This window comes from Williamsia limnetica, from assembly GCF_003217475.1.
GTDB lineage: Bacteria > Actinomycetota > Actinomycetes > Mycobacteriales > Mycobacteriaceae > Williamsia > Williamsia limnetica.
The window spans coordinates 53,767-73,783 of sequence record NZ_QJSP01000010.1; the positions used below are offsets into that span (position 1 = coordinate 53,767).

Below are 20,017 nucleotides of genomic sequence, written 5' to 3' on the forward strand. Positions count from 1 at the left end.
GGTACCTGCTGATGCAGGACTCGAGGCACGAAAGAGACAACGATGTCTGAGAATTCGGTTTATGGCGCTGCGTCTTCGGCGAGTACTTCAGCCGGCGCAGCCGATGCTCCCCGACGCCGCGTCACCCGCGTGCACCACCTCGCCCAGATGAAGTCCGAGGGCGAGAAGTGGTCGATGCTCACCGCATACGACTTCTCCAGCGCCCGGATCTTCGACGAGGCACAGATCCCAGTCCTCCTGGTCGGGGACTCCGCAGCAAACGTCGTGTACGGCTACGACACCACCATTCCGGTCAGCATCGACGAACTCCTCCCGCTCGTCCGCGGAGTCGTCAAAGGTGCCCCCCACGCCCTGGTCGTGGCCGATCTGCCCTTCGGCAGCTACGAGGCGGGCGCGCAGCAAGCCCTCGAATCCTCCATCCGGTTCTTCAAGGAAGGCGGCGCCCACGCCGTCAAACTCGAAGGTGGAGAGCGGGTCGCCGACCAGATCGCCACGCTCACCGCCGCCGGGATCCCCGTGATGGCGCACATCGGCTTCACCCCGCAGAGTGTCAACGGTCTCGGCGGCTTCCGCGTCCAGGGCCGCGGCGACGCCGGTGACCAGCTGATCAATGACGCGATCGCCGTGCAGGAAGCAGGCGCCTTCGCCGTCGTCATGGAGATGGTCCCCGCCGATCTCGCCGGGCAGATCAGCCGCAAACTCACCATCCCGACGGTCGGCATCGGCGCAGGCAACGAAACCGACGCCCAGGTTCTCGTCTGGCAGGACATGGCCGGCTTCACCCACGGCAAGACCGCCAGGTTCGTCAAGCGTTACGCCGACGTCGGTGGCGAGTTGCGCCGCGCGGCAGAACAATACAACGACGAGGTGCGTCGCGGGGCCTTCCCCGGCCCCGAGCACAGCTACTGACCCGACTTCCGATTGTGGTGGGTTCTGGCGAGCGTTCCCCCTGGTCGACTTCGCCAGAACCCACCACTTCCGGGCCCGCGCGGCGCGGGGCGGGCATAGTGGACACATGCGCGACTTCTATCCCCCGATCGAGCCCTTTGCCGCAGGCCATCTCGACGTCGGTGACGGACAACAGATCTACTGGGAGCAGAGCGGCAATCCCTCCGGTAAGCCCGCGATCTTCGTGCACGGCGGCCCCGGCGGTGGTACCGCACCGGCGCAGCGCCGGTTCTTCAACCCCGACGCCTACCGGATCATCCTGTTCGACCAGCGCGGCTGCGGTAGATCCACACCTCACATCGCCGACGGTGCCGACCTGTCCGTCAACACCACCGATCATCTGATCGCCGACATGGAAAAGCTCCGTGAGGAGTTCTCCATCGACCGCTGGCAGGTCTTCGGCGGGTCATGGGGATCCACCCTCGGCCTCGCGTACGCACAGCGCCACCCGGAGCGGGTCACAGAGTTGGTGCTCCGCGGCATCTTCCTGCTGCGCCGCAGCGAGATCGACTGGTATTACAACGGCGGCGCCGCCAACATCTATCCCGACCTCTGGGAGGCGTACCTCGAGCCCATCCCGGCCGCCGAGCGCGACGGTGATCTCGTCGAGGCGTACCACCGGTTGCTGACCGGCGGCGATCAGGCGGCAGCAACTCGTGCGGCCGTGGCCTGGACCACTTGGGAAAAGTCGACGAGTTACCTTCTGCCCCAATCCGACGAGGACGACGACACCGAGTCCGATCGGTACGCCTTGGCTTTCGCCGGCATCGAGAACCACTACTTCTGGAACCATGGGTTCCTCGACGACGGGCAATTGCTGTCCGATGCGCACCTGATCAAAGACATCCCGGGCGTCATCGTGCAGGGGCGCTACGACGTGGTCTGCCCCGCCCGCAGTGCCTGGGATCTGCACCGCGCATGGCCGATCGCCGACCTGCACATCGTGGCCGACGCCGGACACGCGTCGTTCGAGACGGGTATCCGCCATCATCTGATCGAGGCGACCGACCGGTTTGCAGGTCTGGCCGCCCCCGGAGAAAGGACACTGACTTGACCGCGCACGAGGCCCTGGAGATCGAGCTCAAGTACGACTTGGACGCCGGCGCGTCGGTGCCGGACCTCACCGTGCTCGAGGCGGTGCACTCGGTGTCCGGACCGATCGTCGAGCATCTCGACGCGACCTACTACGACACCGACGCCCTCGATCTCGCGGGCAACAAGATCACGCTCCGACGCCGCGAGGGCGGCCACGACGAGGGCTGGCATCTCAAGCGGCCGGCCACCTCCGCCGGACCCGGTCGTCGGGAGATGCAGGTCGGGCTGGAAACGGCGGCCGATCCTTTCTCGGAAGTGTTGGTCCCGACCGAACTCACCGATCACGTCCAGGTACATGTGCGCGGGCGGCGGCTGTCCCCCATCGCCACGGTCTCCACCGTCCGCCGCATCACCGAGCTGCTCGATTCGGCAGGCCAGGTTCTCGCCGTGCTCTGCGAGGACAGCGTCGCCACCCAGTCGTTGCTACCGGGTGGTCATGCGCAGACGTGGAACGAGTGGGAACTCGAACTGGTCACCGGCGACGAGAAGTTGTTGAAGGCAGCGGACAAAATCCTACGGAGCAGTGGCGCCCGTACCGCCTCGAGTGCATCGAAACTGGCCCGCGCCATCGGACCGACGCCGACCGGCAACGACTCGCCCGGGCACGGCGGCAAGAAGAAAGCGGCGAAGAAGCTGTCCGCGCTGGAACTCGTGATCGCCGAACTCGCCGAACACCGGGATCATCTCATCGCACAGGACCCGCTGGTGCGGGTCGATGCACCCGACTCCGTACACCAGATGCGGGTGGCGACCCGGCGCGCCCGCAGCGTCCTGCGGTCGTTCCCTGACGTGCTGCACGGCGACGTCATCGGACACCTGGAAGGTGAACTGAAGCACTTGGCGAGCATTCTCGGCGACGCCCGCGATGCCGAGGTGCAACTCGAGCGCAATCGGAACCTGCTCGAAGGTGAGACCGCGCCCGCGACCATCATCGCGGCTTTGATCGATGACCAGATCAAGACCTGTGCGTCCACCGTCGAGGTGGTTCTCGACTACCTCAGGTCGACGAGGTACTACGAACTGCTCAACGAACTCGACAGCACCGTGGCAGAACCACAGCCGGGACCCGACGCCGACCTCACCGCGGCGAAGGCCCTCGACGAGGCGGTGGCACGCAGCGCCAAGCGAGTTCGGAAAGCCCAGCGCAAGCTCGAAGAACTCACCGTCGAGTCCGAGGAGTGGATCGAGCAGTTGCACACCATCCGGAAACGGGCGAAGCAGCTTCGGTACACCACCGACTCGGCTGATCGGCTGGGCACCACCAGGCACAAGAAGATCGCCAAACAAGCCAAGCAAGAGCAGGCGGCGCTCGGCGACTTCCACGACGCCGAGGTCAGTCGCGAACACCTCGCTCAGTTGGCCGGTGGTTCAGGTGTCTCGGTCGCCGACGCGTTCGTCTACGGCCGCCTTGACGCCCGCGAGCAGGCGGCGGCCGCCACCGCCATGCGTGAGTACCTCAGGGCAAAGTCTCGGCTGTGAACTCCAGATCCGGGCCTTGCGGATCGGCCTTGGTCAACCGCACCGATATCTGACTGCCCTCGGCCGGGTCACCGCTGCACGTCGCGAAGACGGGCGGGTCGCTGACGAAGATCTGGGCAGGACGCTTGCCCCGTTTCGGATGCAGGACGGTGGCCGAGAACGTCTCGCCCACCCGGTCTGCGAGCAGGATCGCCTCGGCGAGGTCGAGACCCGCCCGGTCCGCCCGACCCGCGACCGAGCCCGAACTGCGCATGATCTCGGGCAAGGTCGGCAGAGCCGCGAGCACCCACTCCGGCACGGGTTCGCCTGCGGTCAACGCCAGGCAGACCTCCGTGGCAAAGCGGTCCGCCAAGCGACGGAGTGGGGCGGTCACGTGGGCGTAGACCCCCGCTATCCCACCGTGCGTGGTCACCGCACCGGCGGGGATCTCCCCCAGCAACGCCAGATAATCGCTGCCGCGCAGCAGCGTGGTGGCGTCGGACATCAGCGCGAGTGTGGTGGGCGACTGCGGGTCGAGCCCGGCCAGGAACGCCCCGGGTGACATCGATGCCGGCCACGGCACCCCCAGTGCGACCGCCGCTGTGCGCAAAGCGACCACCGCGCCGTCCTGCGCATCGGGCAGCGTTCGCAACAGGCCGGTCGCGTGGTCGAGCATGAGCGCGCCTGCGCACATACCCGTGAGCAGCGAGACCTGCGAATTCCACATGTCCGCACGCGTGCGCGGCTGCACCGACAACTCCCAGTTGCCGTCGGCGTCGCGAATCACATCCTGTTCGGGCAGTCCGAGCTCGATGGCTCCCCGACTGATCGACAACATCTGCCTGCGCTCACCGAAGTCGGGAAGGGCCTCGATCGAGGGATGCAGGGTGCCGCTGGTGTGGTCCGCCATGACGCCCGCATAGTCGAGACGCGCCTGTGACTTCACGAGGGCCCGAACCGGCTCCGCCGACAGCGGCCTCGCCTCCGCATCCACGACGATCCGCCACAGCACCGCCGGCCGCACCTGCTGCGGGAGCAGCGACCCGGTGTTCTCCGACAACGCCCGCGGGTGCAGCGGCACGTTCCCGTCGGGAAAGTAGATGGTCTGCCCGCGGCGTCTGGTCTCCTGATCGAGTGCGCCCTCCGGCGTCACCAGGGCCGCGACATCGGCGATCGCGTAGTGCACGACAAAACCTGCACCGTCGCGGGCGATGTGCACGGCCTGATCGAGGTCCACCGAACCGGGCGGATCGATGGTGACCAACGCGAGGTCGGTGCGATCGATCCGGGCATCGGCATGTCGGTCGACCGCGTTCTCGGCCTCCTGCTGGGCGGCAGCACCGAACTCCTCGGACAACCCCAGGTCAGTCCGAATGGCACCGAAATCTATGTCTGCGGCGCGAAGTCTGCGTTGCACACGTCCAAAAGTATCTGGGCGCAGCCCAGAGGTGTTGCGCGGGCACACCGAGCGGGGCGAACGAGCCGGCCTGTAAGCCGGATCCTGTGCCGTCCACCTCTCGGTGGGCGGTAGCGGCCATCCATCTGGGCACACCGTCGCCGGGTACCTCGAGCGGTCCACCCGCAGGCTCGGGCGAGCAGCCCTCGAACACCTGCGCAGTCGCACCGGTAGGTGCGACCTTCGACCTTGCTCCGGGTGGGGTTTACCGAGCCACCACGGTCACCCGTGGTGCTGGTGCGCTCTTACCGCACCGTTTCACCCTGACCGGTTTGCACCGGCGGTTTGTTTTCTGTGGCACTGTCCCGCGGGTCGCCCCGGGTTGCTGTTGGCAACCACCCTGCTCTGTGGAGTCCGGACTTTCCTCGAACGCGGGCAGGTGCGCGTAAGCGACTGTCCCCGCGATCGCGGCCGCCCGGCCGACTCGTTCGCTCCATCACTCTACGTTCTCGGCGACAGCGGTTCGCACCCATGGGCATCCGCAGGGAACAATCGACGCGTGGATGTCGTGTCGCTGCTGTTGCTCGTCGCGGCCTTGGCCTTCGCGGTATGGCGTCCGCGAGGTCTCCCCGAAGCCACCGTCGCGGTTCCCGCCGCGCTCGGGGTGGTCGCTCTCGGGGTTGTCGACGCCGATCGGGCCTGGTCGGAGATCACGGCGCTTGCCTCGACGGTCCTGTTTCTCGCGGCGCTGCTGGTGCTGTCGTATGCCTGTTCGGTGCTGGGGGTGTTCACGTGGCTGGCAGCGGTGATCGCGCGTCGGGCCTCTCCCGGACATGAATCCGGATCCCCTGGCGGCGACAAGCGCGCGAGCGGTCATCGGCTGTTGGCTCTGGTGTTCGGCGCTGCCGCGCTGACCACCGCGGCGCTCAGCCTCGACGCCACCGTGCTGCTGTTGACCCCGGTGCTCCTGTCGATGACCCGGTCCCTGCGGGTGTCGGCGCGGCCGTACAGCTACGCCACGGTGACCCTGGCCAATTCGGCGTCCACGTTGATGCCCGTCTCCAATCTCACCAACCTGCTCGCGTTTGCGGCGACCGGACTAGGGTTCGTCGAGTTCACCTTGCTGATGGCATTGCCGTGGCTGATCACGCTCGTCGTCGAGTTCATGGTGTTCTGCCTCTGCTTCTGCGGCGATCTGCGTCAGCGTCCGCACCCCGACCACATCGAGGATCCCGGCCCCGCGCCCCGGCTACCGTTGATGTTGCTGGCAATAACCCTCGTGTCTTTCGGCCTCAGTTCTGTCATCGGCATCGAACCGGTGTGGTGCGCGGTTGTCGGAGCCGTCGTGATGGCCGCGCTGGCCCTGCGCGCGCGGACGAGTTCCCCGCTGAGACTTGCGCTGTCGGCAAAACCCGGTTTCCTGCTGTTCGTGTTCGCGCTGGGGGTCCTGGTCGCAGGCATCTCCGATGGCGGGATCGGCAGCGGACTCGCCGACATCTTGCCGAGCGGAACCGGGTTCTACGATCTGCTCATCGTGGCCGCGATCTCGGCGGTCATCGCAAATCTCATCAACAACATCCCCGCGGCCCTGCTGATGCTGGCCGCACTGGGGTCGGGCGCCCCGGCGCCGTTGGTGCTCGCCATGCTCCTCGGGGTCAACATCGGACCCACCCTGACGTACCTGGGATCGCTGGCGAATCTGTTGTGGCTCAAGCTCGTCAAGCTCGACGGGCAAAAGGTCACCGTACGGGAGTTCACGACGGTCGGCATGGTCACCGTGCCGGTGACGTTGGTGATGTCGGTGGTGGCGCTGTGGGCCGTCACCTGAGGATCTGTCAGTCGTGACCCGGCATGGCGCTGCGCACCGACTGCAACGCCGCGATGAGGTCGCCGACGATTTCCGAATGCGCGGCCGGCGACCTCACCACCGCCGACACCGACACCCGCAGCGCCCGCTCCCTGTCGCGGGTGAATGCGATTCCGGCCAGCGGTGTGCGCTCGTAGAGTACCGTCCACTCTTCGGGGTGATTGAGCAGTTCCATGGTGGCGGTGTGATCAACCGGCAAGGGTGGCGCCTGCCGCGGCCGCTCCAGTCCGTGCCGGTCGAAAGCATCGCGAATCACGTTGTGTAGCAGCACCTGATCTCGGGCCGAGGGCAACAGCAACGGATAACCGCCGAGCTCTGCCAGCCCGACTTCTTCGGCACCGGCGAGTGGATGACTCTGCGACATGGCCACCACGAGGTCGTCGACCCACAATTGCTGCACCGCCAGGCCCGGGCGATCGAGGCCGCCTCGGATGAGCGCGAGGTCGACGTCACCGCCCAGGACCGCCTCGATACGTTGGTCGAAGCTCTTGATGATGAACTCGATCTCGACGTCGAGGTGCTCATTGCGAAGTTGCGCGATCGCGGCGAGGGACTGCTGGGCGAACGACATGTTCGCCGCCATCCGGACACGGCCGCTGGGCGTACGGGCGGTCGCGGTGATCATCGACTCGATCTGGAGCATCTGCTGAGCGAGCGGGAGCACCTGGGCGCCGAGGTCGGTGAGCCGAACGAGCCTGGTCGAACGCTCGATCAGTTTCGCTCCGAGTTCGTGTTCGAGGCGCGCCACCTGATGACTGATGGCCGATTGGGAGATGAAGCACCGCGCTGCGGCCCTGCTGAAGCTCAGTTCCTCGGCGACGGTGACGAAGTAGGTCAGCTGGCGTAGTTCCACGCGACCAGGATATATGAGCGATGCAGATAAGTTCTATCTAAACAATGTGTTTGATCAGGCGCTGATGAGGGATTACTTGTTGTTAGGTGCGCGCTGTACTAGGCAGTAGTCGCCAACAGGAGATAAAAGGATCATGAACACAATGCCCGCACCTCACAGCGTGCCCACCCAGTTGGACGTCGACGTCGCCATCGTCGGATCCGGATTCGGCGGGTTGACGGCTGCTCAGAAGCTGGCCAAGACCGGCCTGCGCGTCGCGTTGATCTCCAGTACCCCCGAGCACCTGTTCCAGCCGCTGCTCTACCAGGTGGCGACCGGTGTGCTGAACAGCGAGGAGATCGCGCCCGACGTCGCCGGGATCCTGCGCAAACACCGCAACGTCGAGGTACTCCTCGGCACGGTCACCGAGGTGGACCCCGACGCCGGGATCCTGCGTTACCGCCACGACGGTCCGACGCAGACAGTCTCGTTTCGCTATCTGATCGCCTCGACCGGTGCCACGCAGTCGTACTTCGGCCGCGACGAGTTCGCTCACCACTCGTACTCGCTCAAGACGATCGACGACGCCACCAACCTGCGAACCCAGATCCGTCGCTGCTTCGAAGAAGCAGCCAAGACCGACGACGCCGACCTGCGCCGCCGCCTTCTCAGCTTCGTTGTCGTCGGCGCCGGCCCGACCGGCGTGGAGGTCGCAGGCCAGATCCGTGAACTGGCCACGCGCTACTACAAACTCGACGACGTCTCGGTCTACTTGGTGGAGGGCGCAGGCAACGCCCTTCCCGTCTACGGTGGTTCACTCTCCGCCTACGCCAAGAAGGCCCTCGAACGCGGAGGCGTCGAGGTACTGCTCGATTCGCTGGTGACCGAGATGGATTCCGACGGCGTCACCATCAAGGTCGGCGGCGCTGCCACCCGTCGTATCGCTGCGGACACGGTCGTCTGGTCGGCCGGCGTACAGGCGAGCCCGTTTGCCGCGGTGCTCGCGAAGGCCACCGGCGCTGACACCGATCGGGCGGGCAGACTCCTGATCAATCAGGACCTGACCGTCGGCGGGTACGCGAACGTGTATGCGATCGGCGACATGACATCGCTGAACGGCTACCCGGGACAGAGCCCGGTCGCCATGCAGCAGGCCCGTCACGCGGCTGACGTGATCAGCCGAAAGAAGCTCCCGGGCACTCCCTTCGAGTACTTCGACAAGGGCAGCATGTCGGTGATCAATCGTTTCAGTGCGGTCGTTGCGCTCAACGAACGGGTTCGCTTCGGCGGGTTCATCGCGTGGCTGACCTGGCTGGCCGTCCACCTGTTCTACCTGGTGGGGTTCCGGAACCGCTTCGCCGCCATCGCCTCCTGGCTGTTCGCCTTCATCGGCAGCAATCGACCGGGGTTCGCGCAGGCGGACAAGGTGGAATCCGAGGCCAGGCGCGAGCCCAAGGCCAGCTGACACCCATGCTCATGCGGCGCGCCCGCACTCGAGTTCCCCTCGGGTGCGGGCGCGTTGGCGTGTGAGGTCAGAACTCGCCGAGGTGGTTTGTGTCGTTGACGAGGCGCACCGACGCGCCACCGTCGGGATAGAACTCGGCAACACTGAGCGACGCCAGATCCAGATGCATGCGATACAGGAATGACGAGCCGACTCCCAGCGCGTCCCGGAGCATCACCTTGATCGGCGTGACATGCGAGACGACGAGTACCTCGCCGCCGGCGTAGCGATCGACGAGTTCGGATCGTACGTCCAGTACTCGTCGCGTGACGGTGTCGAAGCTCTCGCCACCCGGCGGTGCCACGGAGGTGTCGCCCATCCAGCTGGTGTGCAGTTCGCGATCACGCTCGGTCGCCTCTCGGAACGTCAGCCCTTCCCAGCGGCCGAAGTCCGTCTCGGTGAGCCCTTCGTGGATCTGCACCGGTAAACCGAGTTCGGCGGCGGCCGCTTCTGCCGTCGCGCGGGCGCGGGACAAGGGAGAGCACACGACTGCCGCGATACCGGGACCATCGGCGTCGCGCTGAGCGCGTGCGGCCAACCGTTTCGCGGCACGCAGGGCCTGATCGCGGCCCAGCTCCGTCAGCTCCGGATTACCGCGTCCGGAATAGCGTCGTTCGATCGACAGGGGTGTCTGACCATGCCGCAGCAGGAGCAGACGGGTGGGTTCTCCCCGCGCTCCCGTCCAGCCCGGCGAGGGCTTGACCTTCTCATCCGCGTGCGCAGCAGCTTCTTCAGCCGGACTCGGGCCCAGCCCTGCTGCAGCATCCATGGCCTCGTTCGCCAGCCGATCGGCGTGCGAGTTCTGAGCTCTGGGGATCCAGCTGAACTGCACACTCTGGAATCGCTCGACCAGCTTCCTGGCCTGAGCCGCGAGCGGAATCATGTCGGGATGCTTGATCTTCCAGCGCCCCGACATCTGCTCGACGACGAGTTTGGAGTCCATGCGGACCAGCACGTCGTCGGCCCGGAGTTCGGCGGCGGCGGACAAGCCGGCGATCAGTCCGCGGTATTCGGCGACGTTGTTGGTCGCAATTCCGAGGGCTTCTTTGCGCTCTGCGAGCACTGCCGAGCGATCGTCGGCGAAGACTACTGCGCCGTACCCGGCCGGGCCGGGATTACCTCGCGAGCCGCCATCGGCTTCGACGACAACTCTCACTTCGACGCCAGGCCGGATTCGTGGGTGCGGACCAGGATGGCACCGCACTCGTCGCAGCGGACGACCTCGTCGCTCGCGGTCGCGGTGATACGACCGATCAGGCCGCGATCCAACTCCATCCGGCATGCGCCGCAGCGGCCGGCGCGCAGCAGGCCTGCGCCCACGTGACCGTTGCCGACCTGGCGTTCGTAGATCGCCATCAGAGCCTCGTCGGCGTTCTCGATCAACGCCGCCCTCTTGGCCTTGGCCTCGGCCTCGTCTTCGGCGATCTTCGCCAGCGCAGCATCACGTCGCGCGGTGGCGTCTTCGATCTGACGTTCGGAGTGGTTGGTCATCGCCGACGCGCGTTGTTCATCGGCGGACACCGCTTCCTGCTGCTCCATCACCTCGAGCATCTCGTCTTCGAGCATGGATCGCCGCCTGATCAGCCCGACGACCTCATGTTCCAACTCACTCAACGCTTTTGCAGGCAGGTTGCCGGCAGCGAGCTGCTGGTTGTCCTTCTGCTCACGCAACGACATCGACGTGATCTCGTTGTCCAGCCTGCGTGACTCGCGCAGCAGGTCCTCGGCTGCGATCTGCGCACGCACTGCTTCATCGCGCTGCGTCTGCAGCTGCTCTGCGAGCGCTGCCAATTCGGCGTTCTCGGGCAACATCGCCCGCCGGTGATCGATACGCAAGAGTTCGGAATCGATGTCGGCGATGTCCAACATCAATCGTTGGGCGGCCGGGTCTGCTTTCACCAGTGTCTCTTCATTCCTCTGCTGTCCGGCCCCGTGGCCGGATCGTCGCCAAGTCCGACTGTTGTCGCCAGGATGACATTGTGCAACGGTACGCGGTCTGCGCCCCCGGCCGATCATCGCGGCGCTCGCGTCGCATGTCAGGACCCACGACTGGTGTGAATCGTCCAAGGGTCTGTCGGGACATCGAACACCTCGGTCCGCAAGCCGGGCACGGTCTCCGCCAGTAACCTGCTCACCTGCGCACACCACGGGAACTCGGTGGCCCAGTGCCCGGCGTCGATCAGGGCGGGCGGTCCGACGCGCAGGTGTTCGTCCACCGGATGATGCCGGAGGTCGCCGGTGACGTAGACGTCTGCGTCCGCGGCGCGCGCGGTGTCGAGCAGCGAATCCCCCGCCCCACCGCACACCGCGACGGTCCGGACGATCTGCTGCGGATCACCTGCAGCGCGGATTCCGACCGGCGCGTGGGGCAGTGACCGGGACACGAGGTGGGTGAAGTCCGTGAGCGTCATCGGTTCGGCGAGTTCGCCGATCCGGCCCAGTCCCTCATCGCTGTCGGCTGCGGCGAGCTCCAGGAGGTCGAACGCGGGTTCCTCGTAGGGATGCGAGCGGCGGAGAGCGGCGAGGACGTCGCGGCGCACGGCCGTGCGAGCCACCATCTCGACGCGATCTTCGGGGACCCGGGTCACTTTCCCGGTCGCTCCCACTGCCGGATTCGCACTCGTTCCCGGCAGGAACTGCCCGGTGCCGGCGGTACTCCAACAGCAGTGGCTGTAGTCCCCGATCTCACCGGCCCCGGCCTCGAACATCGCCTCGCGAACGGTCCCCACATCCGCGGACGGCACGAACACCGCCCATTTGTCCATCGGGGCAGTGGACTTGGGGTCCAGCGGCCGGACCGCAGTGAGACCGAGCAGGTCGGCCAGCGCATCGGACACCCCCGGGTTAGCCGAGTCGGCGTTGGTGTGGGCCGTGTACAGCGCGCACCCGTTGCGGATCAATCGATGCACCAAGCGCCCCTTGGCGGTGTGGACGCCCACCGTGTCGACGCCTCGCAGCAGCAGCGGATGATGCGCCACGATGAGTGTCACGCCATCGGCGATCGCGCGGTCGACGACCTCGTCGGTGACGTCGACGCAGCAGAGCACCCGGTCAACGGACTCGGCGGGATCGCCGCACACCAGGCCGACAGAATCCCAACTCTCCGCGAGCCGGACCGGGTAGGCGCGCTCGAGAACGTCGATCACCTCAGCGAGGTCGGTCATCACATCACCTTTCTCAGTGCCGTGATCAAACCGGCGACAGTGTCTTCGTCTCGGACGGCAAGTCGGAGGTGGTCTGGGCCCAACCCGACGAAGTTCGCACAACTGCGCACCGCGTAACCGTGCTCACGCAAACCGTTCTTGACTGCGGTGCCGTCGGCAACGGCGACGATCACGAATGACCCCTGTGGCGACCCGACCACGTCGAGACCGACCGATCGCAGCGCGTCGACCATCGAGCATCGTTGGGCGGCTACGGACAACGCCTGCTCGTGCGCGTAGGTCGATGCCTGCACGCCCGCACACAGCTCGAGGGCCGCCAACTGCAGGGTCCCGAGCGGCCAGTGCGGACGCCGAGCCGACAATCGTTGCAGCAGAGCCGGATCCCCGAGCAGATACCCGGCGCGCAACCCCGCGAGCGCGAAGGTCTTGGTGATGCTGCGCAGCACCAGCAATCCGCTGCGGCGACCGCCATCCGGAGCACCGCCCGCCAGGCTCTCCGGTTCGCCCGGAACGACGTCGGCGAACGCCTCGTCGACCACCACGACCCGGCCGGGCCGCAGCAGGGTTTCGATGGCCGCACGCGGATGCAGCACCGACGTCGGATTCGTCGGATTGCCCAGCACCACCAAGTCCGCGCTGTCGGGAACCAGGTGGGGTTCGAGCTCCCACGGCTGCGGGAGCACCACGTGTTCGATCTCGACACCCGCCGCGCGCAGGGCCCTTTCCGGCTCGGTGAACGAGGGCTGGATCAGTGCGGCACGCCGGGGTTGGAGCTGCGGCAACAACGCGAATCCCTCGGCCGCCCCGGACAGCAGCAGCACCTCGGAGGGGTCTCGGCCATGGCGGTCTGCGATGGCGGCGACTGCTCTGCGCTGATCGTCGGCGGACGGGTAGCCGGCCAGGTCGTCGAGGCGGCTCGCGAGTACCTCCCGGACGAAGCCGGGGGTCAAACCACGAACGTTCACCGCGAAGTCGACCAAACCGGGTTCCGCGTCGACGTCGCCATGCCTTCCGAGGTCCGCCAGCGAGTCCGGTGTCCATTCCTGTCCCACGGTTGGCTTCGGTGATTTCACAGTTGTCGAGCCTACGGGCAGGATGGGCCGGGTGAGTTCGCCCAACATTCCTTCCCTGCCCGACCCCGCCGACCCCGCGACCGTCCTCTTGTTCGACCTCGACGGCACCATCACCGACTCGTTCGCCGGTATCGAGAACAGCTTCCGGCACGCTTTGGCCGTAGTCGGAGCCCCCGAGCCCGACAGTGCGCTGGTGGCGGGCATCGCAGGCCCGCCGATGGTGGACAGCTTGCGCGGCCTCCAGCTCTCCGACGCCGATGTGGACGCAGCGATGTTGGCCTACCGCGAACGTTATGTCGCGACCGGATGGCTCGAGAACTCTGTGTTCGACGGGATGGCGTCCCTGCTGGCCGACCTGGCCGCCACCGGCCGGCCCATGGCCGTGGCCACCTCGAAGAACCAGACGACGGCTCGCCGGATCCTGGAACACTTCGGCCTCGACGGTCACTTCCACTACATCGCGGGGGCGTCGGACGACGGGAGCCGGCGAACGAAATCCGACGTCATCGAACACGCGCTGAGTTCGCTCGGGATCACCGACGTCTCGGAACGTCCGGTCGTGATGATCGGCGATCGCCACCACGACGTGCACGGGTCCGCCGATTTCGGCATCCCGGCGGTCTTCGTCACCTGGGGATATGCGCTGGACGACGAGGACACCGACGCTGCCTGGACCGTCGAATCGGTGGCGGCGCTGCGAGAGCTCGTCAATGTCTGAGCCGCTGCACGTCACGTTCGTATGCACCGGCAACATCTGCCGATCACCGATGGGGCAGAACATCTTTCGACACGCCCTCGCCGATGCCGGCCTGGCCGATCAGGTTCGCGTGAGCAGTTGCGGGACTGGTGACTGGCACGTCGGCGAGGGCGCCGACGTCCGCGCCCGAACCGAACTGACCTCCGCCGGATACGACGACGACCACGTAGCCGCCCAGCTCGGCAGCGAACATCTGTCCGCGGATCTGCTGCTCGCCATGGACACCGGCCACCTCACGGCGCTGCGGAATGCCGGGGTTGCGGACCGTTCGGCACTCCTGCGCAGTTTTGATCCCGACGCCGACAGCGACGACGTCGCCGACCCCTATTTCGGGTCCGACGCCGACTTCACCGATGTCCGCACACAAATCGAGGCAGCGATGCCCGGGCTACTCGACTGGGTTCGCGCCCGGCTCTAGGCGCCCCCGACGACAAACCCACCCGTCCCAGGCAGACCCAGTTGTTGCAACAACTGGTTGTGCCGGGAGCGGGTGGGTTTGTGATCGAGGGTCAGAGAATGGCCGGGGAGATGAGGCCGTGTATGAACCGCATCTTCTCCAAGACCTTCGCGGGGAGCACGAACGGGTACAGGTCCTGATGGCCCATCGACCGGTTGATCTGATTCAGCGCCCAGGTCAGGGGTAGCCACAGATCGATGATCTGGTCGAAACCCACGTCGCCGAGGAGCACGCTGTCGAGCGTCGCCCCGCTCGGCGCCATGGCGAAGGCCGCTGCGGTGTCGAGGGTGTCACGAATGTGCAGGTAGTGGGCGAAGGTCTCCGCCCAATCCTCCGCCGGGTGCATCGTGGCGTAGGACGAGACGTAGTCGCTCTTCCAGTTGTCCGGCGGCCCCTCGCTGTAGTGGCGATCGAGCGCTGCCTGATAGTCGTCGTCCGGATTCCCGAACAACTCCTCGAAACGTGATCGATGCTCGCCGGTTCCGACCAGCACCATCTGGTAGTAGTGCCCGATCTCGTGCCGGAAGTGTCCGATGAGGGTGCGGTACGGCTCATCCATCGACACCCGCAGCTGTTCGCGATGGACGTCGTCGCCTTCGGCCAGGTCGAGCGTGACCACTCCGTCAGCGTGTCCGGTGATGACCGGATTGACCGCACTCGAGAGCAGGTCGAATGCCAGCCCCGTCTGCGGGTCGACGTCGCGGCCCCGGATCGGCAGGCCCAGCTCGTCGAGTTCGAGGATCACCCGGCGCTTGTTGGTCTCGGCGTCCCCGAAGACGGCGATCGCATCGGTGTCTGTGTCGGCCGGGCGGGTTCGGGTCAGCCGGCACGACTCGCACAGCGCCGACGGGTCCGGTTCTCCCTCAGGCGTACTCGCACCGGGCTCGACTGGAGGGATCAACCAGTTGCACGAGATGAGGTCGAAGTTGGCGCAGCGCACCAACGTCTCACCGTCGACCTCGGTGACGGCGTTCTCATCGAGCACGTACATGGTCCGCGCGGGAAGATGGAACCCGAGCGGACTCTTGCAATTGAGGCAAAGGGTGTTCTCGAACGACAACTTTTGGCCACACTTGCGGCAGACCAGATCGCGCATCAGGACTCTCCGATCAGATGATGAGGGGTGGCGCGACAACGGTCGCCCGCCGGGGGACGGCAGATTCTCGACTGCCCCACTGCGGTCAACAATAACCATGCTCGGTTGCGCATCGGACGTCGCTACGCAACCGAGCCGCACTGGGACAGCCACCTGACAACTCCACCTCGGTGCGCTCGGTACCGTGTGGGTGTGCGAACCCTGCGGAACTTCCTACGTCCGGGCTGGATTGCGCTCGCCCTGGTGGTCGTGGGCTTTGCCGCCGCCTGCTTCTGGGTGCTCGCTCCCTGGCAGCTCGGTAAGAATTCGCAGAACGAACATCAGAACGACCTGATCAAGCGGGCCGAATCGGCGGAGCCGGTGCCGGTGGACGAACTGTATCGAGATGGCCGTCCGATCACCGACGCCGAATGGAGTCGGGTCCTGCTCACCGGGACGTATCTGCCCGACAAGGAAGTAGTGGTCCGGCTGCGGTCGGTGGACGGCTCCCCCGCATACGAGGTCCTCACGCCGTTTGTCGAGACTTCGGGCAATACGTACCTGGTCAACCGCGGCTATGTGAGCCCCGTGCAGGGCACGGCACTGCCGCCCATCACACCGGCGCCGGAGCAGCAGGTCACGGTGCAAGCGCGGATCAGGGCGTCCGAGAGCACCATGCCGGGCCGCGAGCCCCGCGTCGAGGCCGGGGCGCTACAGGTCTATTCGATCGATCCCGCGTTGATCAGCCGCACGGTGGACGAACCGTTGGCCGCCGGTTATCTCCAGCTGACCGACGGACAGCCGGGCGCGCTCGGGGTGATCTCGCTCCCCCAACTCGAGACCGGCCCCTACCTGTCCTATGGGTTGCAGTGGCTGGCCTTCGGGCTGATGGCGCCGCTGGGGCTCGGATATTTCGCGTGGTCAGAGGTCAAGCAGCGCCGGGCGAGTGCGAGCGGTACCGACGTGCCGGCCCGTAAGCCGCGGGAACGTGGCAAGCAGACCAGGGAGGCGCTCGCGGCCTCGTCGACGCACCATCAGAGTGCGGCCGCGCGTGGTGTCATCGGTTCGGGCCCGACGGGCGAGCACGGTGCGAACCAGAAGCTGACCGACCGTTACGGCCGCGAGCGCACCTAGCTGCACCTGGCGCGAGAGCATCGCCGCCCGGTGCACATCCTGAACGGACGGGGGACCGCCCCTGCCCAGCACGGGTCGCGAGTCCGTACCGTGCCGGTACACGGTGATCCCGCCCAGACTCACCCCGAGGACACCGGCGAACGATGCCTCCACCACGCCGGCGTTGGGGCTCGGATGGGCGGCGGCATCGCGTCGGACGGCGGCCACCCCGGCGCGGCGATCGGGCCCGACCGCGAGTACGAGCAAGGTGGTCAACCGGGCCGGCAGGTAGTTGGCGACGTCATCGAATCGGGCGCTGGCCCAGCCGAACCGGAGGTAGCGGTCGCTTCGGTAGCCGACCATCGCGTCGAGGGTGTTGGCCATGCGATAGCCCAGCAGTCCCGGCACGCCGGCGACCGCACCCCAGAACAGGGGTGCCACGGCAGCATCGGAGGTGTTCTCCGCGACGGACTCGACGGTCGCCCGCGCCATCCCCGCGCTGTCCAGGCTTGCCGGGTCGCGCCCACACAGACTCGGGATGAGGGCACGCGCGGATTCGACCTCGTCTGCTGCCAGGGCGTCACCGAGTCGCTCACCGACCGCTGCGAGCGAGGTGCCACCGAGGGCGATCCAGGTCGCAACCGCGGTGGACACGACGCCGCCGCGGCGGCACAGGTAACCGGTACCGATCGCGCCGCCGACGCAGATCGTGGTGAAAACCACTCCGGACCAGCGGGAGTCGCGGTACATCCGGTTTTCCAGGTACCCGGCGGCCATCCCCATCCCCGCGACGGGATGCAGTCGCACGGGATCACCGAACCCGCGGTCCAGCAGATAACCGGCGGCCATACCTGCGGCTCGCGTCCATGCAACTGATGCCATGTAGGTCAATATCTCAGACGCCGACCACCCGCTCCGACCGCCACGGGCGCGAACCATCGCCGGCCGGTGAGGGTACCCTCATTCTCGCCTGGTGCCGCTTCAACGTCGCAGCGGTGCCCGGCCCACTGCAGATGCGGGCGAACACATCGAGAACAATGGCAGGCATATGAAAACTTCCAATCTGCCCGGTGACGCCCAGTACACCGGGGACCAGCGGTTGTGGCTGTCGGGATTTCTGGCAGGGTTCGACTCGGCCGCTGCCGGGGCCAACCGCGACGATGTGTTGGCCACCGCGCTCGAGGCACTCCGCGAACTCGACACAGTAGCTGCTCCGGAGGTCGCGCCGGCCGACGAGTCCCCCGGCGTCTCGGACAAGCCGAAACGATCGCCGTGGACCCGGAAGAATCCCTATCCCGCCAAGCTCGTAGCCAACCGGCCGTTGCGTGGCGCCCAATCGGGCAAAGACGTCCGGCACGTGGTGTTCGACCTCGGCGACAGCGCCATCGACTACGAGGCGGGCGACGGGCTGGGTATCCGCCCGGTCAACGATCCTGATCTCGTCGCAGCTCTGATCGCCCGGATCGGCGCCGATCCCGAGGAGTCGATCACCACCCGCACCGGCGAGTCGACACTGCTCGATCTGCTGACCTACGACTACGAGATCTCGCTACCGACGCGCGAGCTCATCGATCACGTGGCCGACCGCACCGGCGACGCGGAGTTGGTGCACGTGCTCTCCACCGAGGAGCGCGAAGCGCTCGAGGGCTGGCTGTGGGGCAAAGATGTCCTCGACCTGCTCGACCTCGATCCGAATCTCGAGATGACCGCGTCCCAACTCCTCGAGTTGTTGCGGCCGCTGGCACATCGCGTCTACTCGATCTCGTCGTCGCCCCTCACACATCAGGGCATGGTGCACCTGACGGTCGCCGCGGTCAGGCATCGTTCCGCCCAACGCGACCGACGCGGACAGTGTTCGACGTATCTCGCCGACCGGGTCGGCGCAGGCAACACCGCGGGTGTGTTCCTGTCCAAGAACCGCTCGTTCCGCCTGCCTGCGGACGATGCCGCTCCGGTCATCATGGTCGGCCCGGGCACCGGAATCGCGCCGTTCCGTTCTTTTCTCTACGAACGCAAAGCCCGCAAGGCCACCGGTACCAACTGGTTGTTCTTCGGAGATCAGTACCGTGCAACAGATTTCATGTACGAGGACGAACTGGTGCAGTTTCAGCGCGACGGCGTCCTGCATCGCCTCGACCTCGCGTTCTCGCGCGATCAGGAACAGAAGATCTACGTGCAGGACCGGATGCGCGAGCACGGCGAAGAGTTGTTCCGCTGGATCGAGGGCGGCGCCTACTTCTACGTGTGCGGTGACGCCGCGCAGATGGCGCGGGACGTCGATTCCGCGCTTCACGACGTGATCGCCGAACACGGCGGCCTCGGCGAGGAAGCCGCGGAGGACTATGTGAACACTCTCAAACGCGAAAAGCGTTATCTGCGCGACGTGTACTGAGTTCGCCGGTGGCCAGTTCACGAAAGAATCAAGGGGCACGTAAGGCTTCGCGCACCCGCGGCTCCGGCAGCGACGCCGCCGGCCCGGTGGCCGGCACCTATCCGATCGACACCGGCATCTGTGAGCTGATCCGCGACCATCTCACCGATGGCTGGATAATCACCGTCAACGGGGCTCAGAGTTCGCACATCAACTTGGCGGACCCGGCCCAACTCGATTTCGAGTACATGCAGTGGATTGCCGAACTCGCGAAAGAGCATTGGCAATCGGATGCCCGGTTGCGTGCCCTGCATCTCGGTGCCGGAGCATGCACATTGGCCCGGTACATCGCGGCGACCTACCCCGACGCCCGGCAGGTCGCGGTCGACATCGACCAGCGGCTGACCGAACTCGTCCGTGAGTGGTTCGACCTGCCGCGGGCCCCGCTGCTGAGGCTCCGGGTCGGCGACGCCCGCGCCGTCACCGAGTCGCTGACCGATTCCACGCGTGACCTGATCATCCGCGACGTCTTCGCCGGAACCCGCACCCCCCAGGCGCTGACCACTATCGAGTTCACCCAGCAGGTCCGCAGGGTTCTCGCGCCCGGCGGCATCTACGTGATCAATTGCGGGGACACCCGCGATCTCTCGCTGGCCCGCGCCGAAGCCGCCACCCTCGGCGCGGTCTTCGAGCAGCTGACCGTCATCGCCGATCCCGCCATGCTGAAGGGACGTCGCTACGGCAACATTGTCATCGCAGGCAGTGACGTGCCGTTCGGCGACTCCCCCACGCTCACGCGCAATCTCCTCGGTGGAGTCCCGGCTCAGGTCTGGCTCGATCCCAAGGTGCGCAGTTTCGCGGCGTCGGCCAAGGTCCTGCGGGACTGACCCCGGGCGACGACCGGGGT

The 20,017-nt window shown here is 66.5% G+C and carries 17 protein-coding genes, 1 other RNA gene and 1 pseudogene; 10 read left to right on the forward strand and 9 right to left on the reverse strand.

Annotated features, from left to right (window positions below; translation table 11 throughout):
- The first annotated feature begins 42 nt into the window (after positions 1-42).
- The 3 genes from panB to DFR67_RS17250 all read left to right on the forward strand — a co-directional run bounded on the left by panB (position 43) and on the right by DFR67_RS17250 (position 3,522).
- Positions 43-909 carry a 3-methyl-2-oxobutanoate hydroxymethyltransferase gene (gene panB, locus DFR67_RS17240; protein ID WP_110470748.1) on the forward strand — a complete coding sequence of 289 codons (867 nt, stop codon included), beginning with the start codon at positions 43-45 and terminating at the stop codon, positions 907-909.
- A 106-nt stretch (positions 910-1,015) separates the two neighbouring features.
- Positions 1,016-2,002: a prolyl aminopeptidase gene (pip, locus tag DFR67_RS17245; protein WP_110470749.1), complete on the forward strand. Its 987-nt coding sequence runs from the start codon at positions 1,016-1,018 to the stop codon at positions 2,000-2,002.
- Complete coding sequence (locus DFR67_RS17250; RefSeq protein WP_110470750.1) at positions 1,999-3,522, forward strand: CYTH and CHAD domain-containing protein; 1,524 nt, start codon at positions 1,999-2,001, stop codon at positions 3,520-3,522. The genes pip and DFR67_RS17250 overlap by 4 nt, the downstream gene beginning before the upstream one ends.
- On the opposite strand, the gene DFR67_RS17255 is transcribed toward DFR67_RS17250, so the two are convergent.
- Together DFR67_RS17255 and rnpB are read right to left on the reverse strand one after the other, a co-directional pair.
- Positions 3,500-4,918, reverse strand: coding sequence for an RNB domain-containing ribonuclease (locus tag DFR67_RS17255; protein WP_110470751.1), 1,419 nt, complete (start codon positions 4,916-4,918; stop codon positions 3,500-3,502). The genes DFR67_RS17250 and DFR67_RS17255 overlap by 23 nt on opposite strands.
- A gap of 57 nt (positions 4,919-4,975) precedes the next feature.
- Positions 4,976-5,384: RNase P RNA component class A (rnpB, locus tag DFR67_RS17260), an RNA gene on the reverse strand.
- Positions 5,385-5,456: 72 nt separating this feature from the next.
- On the opposite strand from rnpB, the gene DFR67_RS17265 reads away from it, so the two are divergent.
- The gene (locus DFR67_RS17265; protein WP_110470752.1) at positions 5,457-6,725 is read left to right on the forward strand and encodes an SLC13 family permease; all 1,269 of its coding nucleotides are present in this window, start codon (positions 5,457-5,459) and stop codon (positions 6,723-6,725) included.
- A gap of 7 nt (positions 6,726-6,732) precedes the next feature.
- Here the strand turns inward: DFR67_RS17265 and DFR67_RS17270 are convergent, their stop codons facing one another.
- Positions 6,733-7,617 carry a LysR family transcriptional regulator gene (locus DFR67_RS17270; RefSeq protein WP_110470753.1) on the reverse strand — a complete coding sequence of 295 codons (885 nt, stop codon included), beginning with the start codon at positions 7,615-7,617 and terminating at the stop codon, positions 6,733-6,735.
- A gap of 133 nt (positions 7,618-7,750) precedes the next feature.
- Between DFR67_RS17270 and DFR67_RS17275 the strand changes: the two genes are divergently transcribed.
- Positions 7,751-9,061 carry an NAD(P)/FAD-dependent oxidoreductase gene (locus tag DFR67_RS17275; protein ID WP_110470754.1) on the forward strand — a complete coding sequence of 437 codons (1,311 nt, stop codon included), beginning with the start codon at positions 7,751-7,753 and terminating at the stop codon, positions 9,059-9,061.
- Positions 9,062-9,128: 67 nt separating this feature from the next.
- On the opposite strand, the gene DFR67_RS17280 is transcribed toward DFR67_RS17275, so the two are convergent.
- The 4 genes from DFR67_RS17280 to cobC form a co-directional block, all read right to left on the reverse strand.
- A complete protein-coding gene (locus tag DFR67_RS17280; protein WP_245938006.1) occupies positions 9,129-10,256 on the reverse strand; it encodes a bifunctional RNase H/acid phosphatase in 1,128 nt (375 codons plus the stop codon).
- A complete protein-coding gene (locus tag DFR67_RS31160; protein ID WP_245938007.1) occupies positions 10,253-10,999 on the reverse strand; it encodes a zinc ribbon domain-containing protein in 747 nt (248 codons plus the stop codon). The genes DFR67_RS17280 and DFR67_RS31160 overlap by 4 nt, the downstream gene beginning before the upstream one ends.
- A gap of 137 nt (positions 11,000-11,136) precedes the next feature.
- Entirely contained in the window at positions 11,137-12,264 is a 1,128-nt protein-coding gene (locus DFR67_RS17285; RefSeq protein WP_110470756.1) for a Nif3-like dinuclear metal center hexameric protein, read from the reverse strand.
- Positions 12,264-13,337, reverse strand: coding sequence for an Rv2231c family histidinol phosphate aminotransferase CobC (gene cobC / locus DFR67_RS17290; protein ID WP_245938008.1), 1,074 nt, complete (start codon positions 13,335-13,337; stop codon positions 12,264-12,266). Before cobC ends, DFR67_RS17285 begins: the two co-directional genes overlap by 1 nt.
- A 22-nt stretch (positions 13,338-13,359) precedes the next feature.
- On the opposite strand from cobC, the gene DFR67_RS17295 reads away from it, so the two are divergent.
- Both DFR67_RS17295 and DFR67_RS17300 read left to right on the forward strand, forming a co-directional pair.
- Positions 13,360-14,055, forward strand: coding sequence for an HAD-IA family hydrolase (locus DFR67_RS17295; RefSeq protein ID WP_110470920.1), 696 nt, complete (start codon positions 13,360-13,362; stop codon positions 14,053-14,055).
- Positions 14,048-14,512 (forward strand): low molecular weight protein-tyrosine-phosphatase, encoded by a 465-nt coding sequence (locus DFR67_RS17300; protein ID WP_110470757.1) that lies wholly within the window; start codon positions 14,048-14,050, stop codon positions 14,510-14,512. Before DFR67_RS17295 ends, DFR67_RS17300 begins: the two co-directional genes overlap by 8 nt.
- A gap of 91 nt (positions 14,513-14,603) precedes the next feature.
- Here the strand turns inward: DFR67_RS17300 and DFR67_RS17305 are convergent, their stop codons facing one another.
- Positions 14,604-15,647: a zinc-binding metallopeptidase family protein gene (locus DFR67_RS17305; protein WP_110470758.1), complete on the reverse strand. Its 1,044-nt coding sequence runs from the start codon at positions 15,645-15,647 to the stop codon at positions 14,604-14,606.
- A gap of 192 nt (positions 15,648-15,839) precedes the next feature.
- Between DFR67_RS17305 and DFR67_RS17310 the strand changes: the two genes are divergently transcribed.
- Positions 15,840-16,760: an SURF1 family cytochrome oxidase biogenesis protein gene (locus DFR67_RS17310; RefSeq protein WP_425451294.1), complete on the forward strand. Its 921-nt coding sequence runs from the start codon at positions 15,840-15,842 to the stop codon at positions 16,758-16,760.
- On the opposite strand, the pseudogene DFR67_RS17315 reads toward DFR67_RS17310, so the two are convergent.
- Positions 16,758-17,678: pseudogene (locus DFR67_RS17315) on the reverse strand (cobalamin biosynthesis protein); the annotation flags it as partial. The gene DFR67_RS17310 and the pseudogene DFR67_RS17315 overlap by 3 nt on opposite strands.
- 109 nt (positions 17,679-17,787) lie before the next feature.
- On the opposite strand from DFR67_RS17315, the gene DFR67_RS17320 reads away from it, so the two are divergent.
- A complete protein-coding gene (locus DFR67_RS17320) occupies positions 17,788-19,131 on the forward strand; it encodes a sulfite reductase subunit alpha (protein WP_110470760.1) in 1,344 nt (447 codons plus the stop codon).
- A gap of 8 nt (positions 19,132-19,139) precedes the next feature.
- Positions 19,140-19,997 (forward strand): spermidine synthase, encoded by an 858-nt coding sequence (locus DFR67_RS17325; protein ID WP_110470761.1) that lies wholly within the window; start codon positions 19,140-19,142, stop codon positions 19,995-19,997.
- Positions 19,998-20,017: the final 20 nt, after the last annotated feature.